The organism is Pseudomonas sp. 300 (assembly GCF_055803035.1).
Genome location: NZ_JAVLRV010000002.1, coordinates 922,300 through 934,413, shown reverse-complemented (window position 1 = coordinate 934,413; position 12,114 = coordinate 922,300). Strand labels below are relative to the sequence as shown.

Below are 12,114 nucleotides of genomic sequence, written 5' to 3'. Positions count from 1 at the left end.
CGAAGGACTGCCTTCCATTATTTGAAACACAAGCTCAATTCAGAGTGGCCGCATCGGCTGATGCCTTTATTCTTTCTGGTCAGCAAACAACTGGGTGATGTCGCCGCCCAGACGGTAGTTTTTCATCGGTTCGACCGATTGGCGCCAGCGGTTGGTTGCCGCCGAGCAGGCGTACAGCGCGCAGTAGGGTTCCAGCCAGGCAAACTTGCCATCCTCGTTCAGGTCTTCAAGTTCCTGTTTGTGGCCGGTCTTGCGTTCAAACACGCCTGGGTCTTTGATGCCTTCTTCCACCCGCGCCGCCAGACGCCGCATGGCGCCTTGGTTTTCTTCGCGCAGGTCGACGCCGTTGGCTTGGGCGAAGGAGGCGATCATCATCAGCGGTCCCATCGCGTAGTTGTGGTAAGCCAGTGCGCGGGTGTCGCGGCCCAGTTCGTTGGGCAAGTAGCCGTCTGCATCGACCTGGGACGCGCCGATGCGAAACTGCGCCACCGACCAGTCGAACAGGTCGCGTCGATCGACTACGACCGAGGCCGCCATGACGGACCATGCTGCCCAATACTGGTGGTTGTTGAGCCGGTCCAGCGGCTGGTCGCGCCAGTCGCGCACCACCTGTTCGGCAACCTTGCCGATCCAGTCCTCGATTGGCCGGGTCTGCGCTTCGCGGCCTCTCAGTGGCTGGGAGCGCGAGTATTTGAGCCGCAGATAAGCCGAGGAAACACTGCCCACCGCCCATTTGCGCATCGACTTGCCGGTGTGGGTGTAAGTGGTACTCAGCAGCGCCTGCGCCTTGGCCCAATCGCCGAGCCAACTCAAGGTGCAGTCCACATGACCGGGGCGACCGACCCGCAAATAGGCGGCGACCTGTTTGTTGACGCCTTTTTCCAGTTCGTTGATATCGCCTGACATTTCTTTGTAGCGTTTGTTGGATTTGGCGTTTAGCTGATCCCGCGCCTTGCCCGAGCCTTCGTATTTACTGGGGATCAACAGGTCACCGGTATAGGGTTTGGGCGTCGCGGGACAGTCCGGCGCGTCGCCTTTTTTTTCTATGGCCGGCGCGTAATAGCCCTGCGGCGGGCGAAGTTGAGCGCACGCCTGCACGATAGGCCCCATCAGAATGAAGGCCACGCCAACGGCGGCCCAGTGTGTCTGACGCATCAGTTTTCCTCCGCCTGCGCGGTGCGCAGGGACGGTGCAGCGGTGATCGCGGGTTTGACACACAAGCGGGTCGAGAGCGTTCCAGAGGTCATTTCCGGCGGTGGTTGCACGTCCATGGACAGAAACGTCTGATCGTCCCAGTCCCCGTCGCCGCGCAGTTCGAAGGCGAAGCGGCCCTGGGTACTGACCGTCGGCGAACGGCTCAAGCTGAGGTTTTCCTGGCGACCGTTCAGGTAGGTCAGGGTCGCGTTCAGCAGGCGTACGCCGGGATCAGAAAACGTGAGGTCGACCAGATAACGATTGCCCTTGATCGGATACACATTGCCGCCACCGCCGTTGAACAACACCTGATTGCGCCCGCCGTGCAGGGTCGCCTGGCTTTTGAGCAGGGGGGCCTGGTTGTCGCAGCCATCGCTCAGCGCCGCCATCGCCTGCCGGGAGAAGCTGGATTTGCCGAGGCTGTCGAGATTGTCGGTTTCCCACACCAGCACCCTCGGCGGGGCGTTCTGGAAGTCGTCGCCGAGCAAGTAGGCGATCAACGAATCATCGTAGCCACCGCCCGGTACGCTGAAGTTGCGGACAGGGGTTTCCAGATATTGTTCGAGGAAACCGGCAAAGTTGAACAGCTCGCCGCTGGCGCTGGTGCCGATCAAGGCGACCTTGGCCGGGCCCTTGGAATCGCCCTGGGCGTGGGTTTGGTAACGGGTGACATACTGCGCCGCATAGCCGCTGCCACAGATCTGCGCGGCGGCTTTTTGCAGCGTACCCGAGCGTCCGAGCAGGCCCGCCGGCTGGCTGGCGAAGAGCTGATGCGGCAACGCCTTGAGCACATCGTTGCCCTTGAGCGACTGGGCCACCAATTGGGCGCTGCGGTCGGCGCCATAGGGTGTCCAGTTGTGGTCGCCCTTAAAGTAGAAGGGCTGCCCGGCGGGCTGTGGCTCACTCAACAGGGGAGTAAAGTCCGGGGCCGCAATACCCAGGCCGCGCACCCGGTCCAGGGTTTGCAGGTAGTTCTGCCGGGCGCTGGCCTGATCGAAGCTGGCCAGTTCCACCGGCGTCAGGCGGTCGGCGTGCAGCAAGCCGCGACTGGGCGGCATCACCAGCACCAGTTCGACCCCGCGCTGGGCGAGCCCGTCGCGCAGGCGCTTGAGGGTGTTGTAGCTGCTCTCGTCGAGGCCGAAGTCGGTGCGAAAATCACTGCGCGTGCGAAACAGCCACTGGTCCTTGGCCTCCACCAGCGTCGCGTAGTTTTTCAGCTCCGGTGGTTCGTAATAGGTTGCCTGCGCCGCTTGCGGGCACAGCTGACAGCAGGCCTCGGCCGTGTAATTCGGCAGCGCCTGTGCCCCCATCGACATGGACAGCAAGGTCACAGCGGCAAATCCATGAAGGGTGTTCATCGGAAGGCTCCTCACAGTGTCACGGGCAGAATCAGCGCGGCGGCATGGCGGCGCAGGAGGATGTCCATCAAGTCGCTCTGAACCTCCCCCAGCAAACCGGTGAAGGCCAGGCCGTCCTGTTTCTGTGGCGCCAGAAAGGTCAAGTCATAGAGTTCCAGGCGCGTGGGTGAAAACACAGCGATGGGGCTGGAACCGTTGCCGATCAGCTTGCCGCCGACCACGGTGAGCGACAGTTTTTCTTCGTAGGGGTCCTCCTTCAGATCGCGGTCGCTGCCACGCAAATCCTTGATGTGGCCATAGATCCCGGTCAGGGCATTGGCCATCAGTTCGTTTTCATAAAGCCGCACGCCGGTGCTGTTGCGTACCCGGATGCCGTGCCGGTCATTGTCCGCCGCACGGTTGCGCCACATCAGGTTATTGCCGCTCTCATACAGGGTGATGCCGTCGGAGCGGTTTTTGTAGGTTTCGTTATAGGCCAGCAGGTTGTTGACGCTGGAACGGTCCAGGACGATGCCGGACAGCTGATTGTTGTAGGTGCGGTTGTAGATGATCCAGCTGTCGTTGACCTCTCGCGAAAGGATGATGCCGTGCTTCTTGTGGGTATCGAAGACATCGTTATGGGCAATGATCAGCCGACGCGAACGGTCGTGCGGGTCGATGCCATACACGATGTTCGCGCGAAAGGTGTTGCGCAGAATCACCACGTCGTCGGCCTCGTAGCAATAGAAGCCGAAATAGTTGTCGACGAACTGCGAATTGATCAGCCAGCCGGTCGGTTTTTTGCGCTTCATCTTCGGTGCCATGCTCGGGCTGTACTGGGAAATACTCACCCCGTAGCTCTTGCTCTCGGTGTAGCCGAAACTGGTGATGGTGCTGTTGACGATGTAGGTCTCGGTGCCGCCCCAGGAGATGAGAAATGGCCGAAACGTTTCCTCTTTTTTGAACCAGGCCGGGCTGTCGTCTTTCTCGCTCCAGGCGCTGACCTTGGTGTCGGTAATGAACAGCTTGCCGTCATTGACCAGGAAGGAACCGCCGTCCTGGGACAAGCGCAATTCCTTGACCGACTTGTCGATATGCAGGGTTGCGCCGGGACGAATGACGATCGGCAGGCGCGCGAGGAACACCCCCGGCGCGGTTTCGCGCAAGGCGGACTGTGGCAGGCTGCGCGCCAGTTGCGTCAGGCTCATGTAGCCGCGATCGATGAAGATCGCCACGGGCATTTGCTTCTGGCGCACCACCCATTCCTTGAAGCGATCCTCGCCGCCGATAAACTCGTCGAGCGCGTTTTCCTTGATCATCGGCTGGATCAAGGCACGGCCGGCGGGCTTGTAGGCAATCTTCGCGGCGACTGCCTCGGCGGTATAGCCGGACAGGTCGGGCATTTTCGGTTCCTTGATCAGCAACGGTTTCCCTGGCGCCTCGCTGATGGTATAGCGCGGTATCAGGATGTCACCCGCCGCATTGGCGCCTGCCGTCTGCATCAACAGCATGGCGGCGAGCAGCAGTCCTATCTTGACGACACGGTCCATAAGTCTCACTCATCAAAAATGCAGCCTGGTGTGTTCAATCTGCCGTTGCCAGCGATGGCGTCACCGCGGGCAACCACCGAGTCCTAGATTTTCCAGACGAAATCAATGAATGCCCGGTGCATGCTCGAATCGGTGTCATTGGCGTAGGCGTCACCGGGGAAGAACACACCCAGACGCAAGCGGATCAGTGCCGAGGGTTCGTCGACCCAATCCACCATGCTCGCGGGCAACAGGCCTTGTTTGAAGTACTTGGTCATGACCAGATCGACTTCCTGGCCCAGGTCTTTCTCGCCGTCCACCAGCGCTGCATTGACGATCCCGTCGTCGCCGGTTTGCGCCTTGTCGTCGACCCGCCAGAAGCGGTGGTAGACGAGGCTGGCGTCGTAGTCCTCGCGCATCTGCCAGGAGCCGAACAGCGTCGCCGTCTGGAGGTTGCTCAGTTCACCGCGAAAGGCTTCGCCGAAGCGGTGTACGCGTGAGCGGGTGCCGGTGAAGTTGGAGCGGTTGCTCTGCAGGCCGGTTTGCTGGAATTGATTTTCCTGGTCGTTACCGCCGCCGTCACCGCGGGCCGCGGCAGCACCGAGGCGCCAGCTTTCATCGATGTTCCAGCGTAAGCCAAGGTCTGCGGCCCAGGCGTTGACGTCGCCACTGGTGTGGCCCGTCGCGACTCGATCGCCGGTAGGGCTGATCACGCTGGTGAGGTTGTCGCGATCGCCTGTCAGCCAGGTTGCGGTGGCCCAGTAATTGAGCGGCATCGTCGAGCGATAGTTGTAGCCGTCACCGTTCGCTTCGAGACCGACCCAGGTCAGGCTGCCGGTGTTGGTCTTGTCGAGTGTATCGACCTGCTCGCCGGGATCGGGCAGGCTGCCGCTGTCCTCTGAGTGGTGGACACGCAGGCCTACCCAGTTATTGGGTGTCCATTGCGTTGAGATGTCGGCGAAGACATGGGAGCGGTCTTCATCTTCGGGCGCCAGGTCGTCGAAGTCGGTGCGATAGTCGGAAAAGCGTTGGGCGGCGCCGAGGTGGGTGCGCAGCAGCGTGGTTTCGAAGGTCCAGTTGAGCGCTTCGATGTTGGTGTCCATCCACTCGCCACTGTCCTCACGCAGACGCTGGCGTCCCAAGCGCAGATGCTCGCCCGGATAGGCCGTGATGCCTTGATAATCAACCCAGAACTCGCGAAGCGCCAGGTAGCTGTCATCCGCTTCACGGGTGTTGTTCTGGTCGGCGCCGTTGTTCACCGTATCGGTGTCGATGGTGTCGGTCGCCGCCACCGCCTGCGCCATCGTATAGGCGCTCCAGTTACCCCATTGGCCAAAGGCCCAGGGGCGCAAGTCGATGCCTATATCGTTGAGGGTGCCACCGGATGCCGTGCCAAGGTCCCGGTCGTCCTGCGACTCACCGGTAATCTTCACATCCAGGCCGAAATTTTTCGGCGCCCCTTCCGCCGCCAGCACCAGACCGGAGCTGCACATCAGCGAAACTCCCAGACCACAACCAGCCAACAATGCTTGCTTCATAGTAAGTCCTGTGGATCTTCCGGAGTTTGCAGCCTGGCTAAAGCCGCGCCCGTCAGACGGGCCTGGGCTTCTTCCTCAAGCATGGGTTGCGCGATGTTCCTCTCTGCCGGGGTCATTCCCGACTGCACGGCCAACAGCACTGGCCCTGCATTGACCACGCCCTGGCGTTGTGCGAGTTGCGCAAAGACAAAAGCGTTGATCCGATTGACCTTGACCCCGCGGGCTTCGGAAAACATGTGGGCCAGGGCCAAATCGGCGTTGGGCGAGCCATTGCGGGCTGCGAGCAGCAAATGTTGCAGTGCTTTCTGAGGTTCGACCTGGCCCAGGTAACCGCGCCGGTACAACTGGCCCAGATAGTAATGCGCCTTGAATTCACCGGCCGCGGCCGCCTTGAGCAAGTGTTCTTGCGCCAAGCGCGGATCTTGCGGCAACCATTTGCCGAGGTAATACAGCCGCCCGGTCAGCAGTTCCGCCCGTGGATCGCGCGCTTCGCGCCCGCGCTGCAAGGCCGAGAGTAATTGCGCCGCATCGCCTTGGGCGGGGTAGTCGTCAATCAACCGAGCCAGACTGGTCCAGGCCGGCGGATACTCCGGTGCCAGTTCCTCGAGCAGGCGCTGGGCGCTTTGCGGGTCGGCCTGGCCTTCGAGGGCCGGCGATGACAGCACGCGCGCCACCGATTCGACCCGCAAGGGCGCTACTTGTTTCCGGTGCCAAGCCTGGCGCAACTGCACCAACAAGTCCGCTTGCGCCTTGGGCTGGGCGCGCATGCGGTTGATGATGGCCAGCTCGACATAACAGGCATGGAGTACCTCCAGCCGCACCCGGCACATCTGTTCGATCTGCAGTACGTGAGCGTTATAGGTGCCTTGATTGCGGTAAATCAGAATCTGCGCCAGATCCACCCCGACAATGCCCTTGGCACGCCAGCTGTCGACCTTTTGTTGCGGATCCACGCCAGGCGTCAGTTGCGGGTAACCCAGGTACAACACCGTCAGCGGCACCACCGCACTGAATTCGCCGTTATCCAGCGCGTCTTCCAAAAATTGCCGGGCCTCTTGCACTTGCCGGGGAGTTGTCGGCCCCTTACGTAGCAACAAGCGGCCCAGACGTGACTGCGCCTTGGCCGATGTCGGTGCGGCTCGCCGGTACAAGGCTTCAGCCTCTTTCAGGCTTGCCGGGTCACCCACCGAGGCGGTCAAGTCGCCCATCCCGGCCTGTGAGTCGGCATAGCCATCCTTGGCCAGGGGCGCGTAGTTAGTGCGAGCCGTCTCGTAATCGCCGCGGGCCATGGCCTCGCGCGCCAACCCTTGATCGGGCAGGGTTCCGCAACCGTGGATCATCGTCAGAACCGCGGCCAGCGCAGACAACCGCAGCCCGGATAGCCCTGCGCCGTTCATTTTCCGGCCGCCATGACTTTATTTTCCCAGGTGTTCTTCATCCAGGTACTGGCCGCCGAGGCATTTTGCACCCAGGTATTACCCTGCAGGTCTTCGATACTGACCTCGACCGGCCGCCCGGCCTGATCGGTTTGCAACGGGCTGTCAGGCTCAATGGTGACCCGCAGGTCGGAGGCCAGGCCGCCGTTGTCCAGCGCTACCGCGGTGATTTTGCCGGTGCGTGGCTGTGCTTCTCCGATCAGTTGGAAGCTCACTGCCTTACCGGGCTGGATCTTGGCGAAATTCTTGTAGGGGAAGCGCGCCTCGATAGTTGCCACACCGTCGATCGGCATCAACTCGTACACCGTGGTGCCCTTGCCGACGACCTGGCCATCCGGCACCAGTTGCGACACCACCCGGCAATCGCATGGGCTGGTCAGCGAACCTTGCAGGGTTCGGCTGAACAGGCGTTCAAGATTTTCCGGCGTCGCCTGTCCGGGCGGCAGGTTGCCTTTCATCACATCCAGCAACGAGGCGGAAAAGGTGGCCAGCGGGGCCCCCTTGGCCACTACTGAACCCACTTTGACTAACGAATGGACGCTGCCGTCGCGCGGCAGACCGATCAACTGACCGGGCACATTGACCCGTGCCGATTCGGCATGAGTGATGAAGTAAATGCCATACAACTGGTGCGCCACATAAGCAAAGGCAGCCAGTCCCACCAGGAACATCAGCAGGCTGACTGTGGTCGCCCGCACGCGAGCGAACACACCCATGCCGCTGCCGCTTTCGTGCTTTCGCGGCTTGGCGAAATTGTCGCGCTGCTGGGTCGCGAGCATGTCACCCAGGCGGACCACTCCACCCGAAAGGTAAGAGGTGATCACGTAACGCAAGGCGGAGATGGCGCGCGGATGCAGGTTGTGGAACTCGCAACCTATCCGCTGCCCCTCGTCGTTAATCGAGCGCACCACAAACTCCACGTCGATGGCGAACCCTAGTGCATCGACCTGGAACACCAGTTTGCCTTTGTGTTGCCGGCCAACGATCAGCGATGTGCCCGGTTGACTGAGGCTGAAGCCGCCGGCCGACAAGTCGACCAGCTCGCAATCGAATGCCTCCCGGTCGGGCCCATGAAACTTGATCCTCGCCGGTAGAGTCAGACGCGCATGCTGACGCTGCACCTCCGACTCGTGCACGACATTGTCATCAACAGCAACAAAAGCTGTGTTCATATCGCGTTCCTTCCCATCGATTGAGTCCGATCCGGCACGGCCTGCCGACTGCCCTGATACCTGCGCTACACAATCCACATCAGCAGCGCGCAAAACACGCTGCCGGCCGAAAACGTCATGGTCCGCGACGACCAGGTATTGAACCAGCGCTGATAGCTCGCCAGCCCGCGATCCAGTTTGGTTTTCTGGCGTGTCCACGATTGCTGGTCGAGGCGGAAGAACACATAAATCTTCACCATCGCGCCGACCAACTGGTTGTAATAGAGAATCACTGGGTAAGCCGGCCCGACCGGGTGCCCCGAGGCCAGCAACAGAAGGCTGAGGATCAGGCGAGTCACGCCGATCCAGAGCACATAGATCATCAGGTAGGCGATGCTGTATTTGAGGCTGGCAATGATCGCCACCGATGGTCCGAGCAAGCTGGCCCACATCGATGCGCGTTGGTCGAGCAGCACCAGCGAAGTGAACCAGCCCAACCGCCGCACGCCTAGGTGCAGAGCCCGGGAGTTCTGCCGCAGGTTATTGCCATACCAGCGAAACATCAGCTTGCGGCTGGCCTTGAAGAAGTTTTTTTCCGGGGGATGCTCGACGGTGTTGATCGCTGCATCGGGCACATAAAAGGTGTCGTAGCCCAGCCGCATCAGGCTGTACCAGCTGGACTTGTCATCCCCGGTCAAAAAGCGGAAACGGCCCAGACGCCAGTGCTGCAGATAATCGCGCTCGACGTCCTGGATAAAACCGGGATCGGTCACCACCTGGGCGCGGAACACCGACATCCGTCCGGTCATTGTCAGTACTCGTTTACCCAGTGCCATCGAGCACATATTGATGTGCCGCTGGGCGAACCGCAGCTTGTGCCATTCGCTCATCAGGTAGCTGCCGCGTACCTCGCAGAACTCATTGGTGGTCAGCCCGCCGACGTTCGGAAACAGCTTGAACCAAGGCACCGTCTGCCGCACCAGCCCGGGCGAGAGCACGGTGTCACCATCGACCACCGCCACCACCGCATCGGCGTCCGGCACGTGCCGGGAGATCGCGCGAAAACCATGAGCCAGGCCATCACGCTTGCCGGTGCCGGGAATCCGCACGAAGCTCAGTTGGACCTGCTCCGGTGGGCTGTAACTGTCCCAGAGCGCTTTGATCAGCAGTTCATCGGCGAGCTCGACGATGGAACAGACCACCGTGGTCGGATAGCCACAGCCGATGGCCTCTTCGATCACCGAGCGGTACACCTGCGCCGTGGTCAGCGCCTCGATACGAAAACTGGTGACCAGTAAAAACACGTGGGACGGATCGGCACTGCTGCCGAGCCGGGTGACTTTGCGTCTGTAGTACGGGAACACCAGATAAAGGAACAGCAAGCCCCGAAGGTAATGGACAGCGCCCATCGAATACCGCCAGATACCGATCGCCCCCAGCAACAGGAGAAAGTCCCTGGATTGCGGATCGAACACTGAGCGCGGCAGCAACAGTGCAAGCGCCATCAGCGCGGTGACGTAAAACAGCCACCCCGCAGCGTCGCGCAAATAATCCCTGGAATCAGCCATACCTGTGACCCCTGTTCGATAAACCCCGAGTCGCTCGGGGGGCAGCCCGGCGCCGCACTTACCAGCAAATACCCTCGAGCCGATCGTCACTGGTGTGTTGCATGAAGCCCACCAGGTCAACCACCTGCTTGCCTTCAGGCACATCAAGCGCAATGGCTTTGAAGGACTCGTCACCGTTACCCAGCACAATCACGTCCGCCTCCTCGATCACCTTCGTCAGGTCGGCTTGCAGCAGCGAAGCCAGGTGCGGAATTTTCGACTCGATGTATTCCTTGTTGGCCCCGTAGATGCGCGCGTATTCAACGTTGCGGTCGAAGATATGCAGGTCATAACCCTTGCCGATCAACATTTCGGCCAATTCCACCAGCGGGCTTTCGCGCAGGTCATCGGTGCCCGCCTTGAAGCTCAGGCCGAGCAGGGCGATACGCCGCTTGCCGTAACTGGTGATGATGTCGAAGGCTCTTTGTACCTGGGCCGCATTGCTGCGCATGATCGAGGCCAGCAGCGGGTGCTCGACGTCCAGTTGCCCGGCGCGGTAGTTCAGCGCACGCACATCCTTGGGCAGGCAAGAGCCGCCGAACGCGAAACCGGGGCGCATGTAATAACGCGACAGGTTGAGTTTGGTGTCCTGGCAGACAACGTCCATCACATCGCGACCGTCCACACCGACGGCCTTCGCGATATTGCCGATCTCATTGGCGAAGGTCACTTTTGTCGCGTGCCAGACGTTGCAGGTGTACTTGATCATCTCCGCCACTTCGATGCTGCGGCGCAGGAGCGGCGCATCCAGCTCTTGATAGAGCGTGGCGAGCATGTCACCGCTGCGCTGGTCGAACTCACCGATCACTGTCATGGGCGGGCAGTTGTAATCCTTGATCGCGGTGCTTTCGCGCAGGAACTCCGGGTTGATCGCCACGCCGAAGTCGACCCCGGCCTTCTTGCCGGAACAGTCTTCAAGAATCGGGATCACCACATTCTTCACGGTGCCCGGCAGCACCGTGCTACGCACCACCACCGTGTGCCAACTGTCCTTGATGTGCAGGGCTTCGCCGATTTCGCGGCAGACCGACTCTATGTAGACCAGATCCAGATCGCCATTCTTCTTGCAAGGCGTAGCGACGGCGATGAACGACATCTCCGTGTCCATCACGGACGCTTTTACATCACCGGTACCCCGAAGCCGCCCAAAATTCACCCCCTGCTCGAGCAGAGCCTCCAGGCCTGGCTCAACGATGGGCGACTTGCCCTGATTGATCAGGTCGATTTTTACCTGAGAGATATCCACCCCGATTACGTCATGGCCGCGAGCACAAAGACAGCCCGCACATACAGCACCCACATACCCCAAACCAAATATGCTGATACGCATCGGTGAGTTCCCCATATACCTGAATTCGAAAGGCTATCGGCATGCCGCACAGGCCGACAGTTACTCTAGCGGGTCAACTAAACGGCAGTTTGATTCAACGTGATTGTCGGTTCTGCACTTGCAGAAAAAAGAGTGTAGTCACAGATCATCTGGGTGCTGTCATTTTTTTTAACAGAATTTTCGAACACTTCGTGCCGACAATATAAGTAGTCGGCTTACAAAGAAAGTGCCAAAAGACCTGGTGCGAACAAATAATAGAAAATATTCATTAAAAACAGTTACTTAATTAGATTATCGCGATTGGTTATATAGGTAGATTATGCATTTCTGCACCAGAATCAGGCGGGAACTTACATTGTTTTTTTGCACCGGCACTGGCGCGGTGCAATGCCAGTTTTACAGTTTTGTAATGGCGGTTAATCAAGTTTTTCTTATGTTGTAAAGTTGCTGAAACATGTCAATTAATTAGTGTCTGTTTTATTGGCGTTTTCATTGCGTGCGATAGTCAATATCTTCGGGCTGGGAGTTTCCTCAAACAACAAAAAAACCGCATCGCAGCGTTTTTTTTTTGCGATTGAATGTGCGGACTAGAGGCTGTTGACGAATGTTCCGGTAGAGAGGCGGCGCTTGTACGCGGTGTCGCGATTGGCCAGCCAGAAGTCGATCAGGTTGATTGCGGTCCATGGCACCAGCACCACCAGTCGTGCGCCGAGGGTGACGATCGGCAGCGGTGCGATGTTTCCGCCGAACCAGAGAATGAACAGGTCACGGGTTTTGCCGTGGCGATCTTCGGGCGGCACGTAGCCGATGGTGTGTTTTTCAATGAGCGGGGCACAGGTTGTTGCGGTAACCATGACGGACTCCAAGGCAATTTTGAGTACGTGGACGTACTGCGGTGAGCGTCGCTTGGGGGCGGCGTTTTTCTTGTTGGAGTTGATGATGTGCGGTGGTTAGCGATAGATAAATTACAAAGATTGTTGGTACAGACGTTA

General features: G+C 59.7%; 8 protein-coding genes and 1 pseudogene. All 9 read right to left on the bottom strand.

The annotated features are described in order from the left end of the window. Positions 1–66 precede the first annotated feature (66 nt). Positions 67–1,155 carry a mannuronate-specific alginate lyase gene (locus tag Q7W83_RS10570; RefSeq protein ID WP_150632977.1) on the bottom strand — a complete coding sequence of 363 codons (1,089 nt, stop codon included), beginning with the start codon at positions 1,153–1,155 and terminating at the stop codon, positions 67–69. Beyond that, positions 1,155–2,552 (bottom strand): alginate O-acetyltransferase AlgX-related protein, encoded by a 1,398-nt coding sequence (locus Q7W83_RS10565; RefSeq protein WP_150653562.1) that lies wholly within the window; start codon positions 2,550–2,552, stop codon positions 1,155–1,157. The genes Q7W83_RS10570 and Q7W83_RS10565 overlap by 1 nt, the downstream gene beginning before the upstream one ends. An 11-nt stretch (positions 2,553–2,563) precedes the next feature. Next, positions 2,564–4,081: a mannuronan 5-epimerase AlgG gene (gene algG / locus Q7W83_RS10560; protein ID WP_150640055.1), complete on the bottom strand. Its 1,518-nt coding sequence runs from the start codon at positions 4,079–4,081 to the stop codon at positions 2,564–2,566. A gap of 83 nt (positions 4,082–4,164) precedes the next feature. Further along, positions 4,165–5,553, bottom strand: coding sequence for an alginate export family protein (locus Q7W83_RS10555; protein WP_224788090.1), 1,389 nt, complete (start codon positions 5,551–5,553; stop codon positions 4,165–4,167). Between the two features lie 41 nt (positions 5,554–5,594). Next, on the bottom strand, positions 5,595–6,995 hold the full coding sequence (locus tag Q7W83_RS10550) for a sel1 repeat family protein (protein WP_150632981.1): 1,401 nt from the start codon (positions 6,993–6,995) through the stop codon (positions 5,595–5,597). Further along, positions 6,992–8,206: an alginate biosynthesis protein Alg44 gene (locus Q7W83_RS10545; protein ID WP_150632982.1), complete on the bottom strand. Its 1,215-nt coding sequence runs from the start codon at positions 8,204–8,206 to the stop codon at positions 6,992–6,994. The genes Q7W83_RS10550 and Q7W83_RS10545 overlap by 4 nt, the downstream gene beginning before the upstream one ends. Before the next feature lie 65 nt (positions 8,207–8,271). Next, a complete protein-coding gene (locus Q7W83_RS10540) occupies positions 8,272–9,753 on the bottom strand; it encodes a glycosyltransferase family 2 protein (protein WP_150632983.1) in 1,482 nt (493 codons plus the stop codon). 58 nt (positions 9,754–9,811) lie between these two features. Further along, positions 9,812–11,122, bottom strand: a complete 1,311-nt coding sequence (locus Q7W83_RS10535; RefSeq protein WP_473655983.1) for a nucleotide sugar dehydrogenase — start codon at positions 11,120–11,122, stop codon at positions 9,812–9,814. A gap of 698 nt (positions 11,123–11,820) precedes the next feature. Next, positions 11,821–11,976: pseudogene (locus Q7W83_RS10530) on the bottom strand (cytosine permease); the annotation flags it as partial. Between the last annotated feature and the right edge of the window lie 138 nt (positions 11,977–12,114).

Excerpts from the sequence above, each read along its gene's own strand:
- Q7W83_RS10570 (WP_150632977.1), bottom strand. The coding sequence starts at position 1,155 with ATGCGTCAGACACACTGGGCCGCCGTTGGCGTGGCCTTCATTCTGATG.
- Q7W83_RS10565 (WP_150653562.1), bottom strand. The coding sequence starts at position 2,552 with ATGAACACCCTTCATGGATTTGCCGCTGTGACCTTGCTGTCCATGTCG.
- algG (WP_150640055.1), bottom strand. The coding sequence starts at position 4,081 with ATGGACCGTGTCGTCAAGATAGGACTGCTGCTCGCCGCCATGCTGTTG.
- Q7W83_RS10555 (WP_224788090.1), bottom strand. The coding sequence starts at position 5,553 with ATGTGCAGCTCCGGTCTGGTGCTGGCGGCGGAAGGGGCGCCGAAAAAT.
- Q7W83_RS10550 (WP_150632981.1), bottom strand. The coding sequence starts at position 6,995 with ATGAACGGCGCAGGGCTATCCGGGCTGCGGTTGTCTGCGCTGGCCGCG.
- Q7W83_RS10545 (WP_150632982.1), bottom strand. The coding sequence starts at position 8,206 with ATGAACACAGCTTTTGTTGCTGTTGATGACAATGTCGTGCACGAGTCG.
- Q7W83_RS10540 (WP_150632983.1), bottom strand. The coding sequence starts at position 9,753 with ATGGCTGATTCCAGGGATTATTTGCGCGACGCTGCGGGGTGGCTGTTT.
- Q7W83_RS10535 (WP_473655983.1), bottom strand. The coding sequence starts at position 11,122 with ATGCGTATCAGCATATTTGGTTTGGGGTATGTGGGTGCTGTATGTGCG.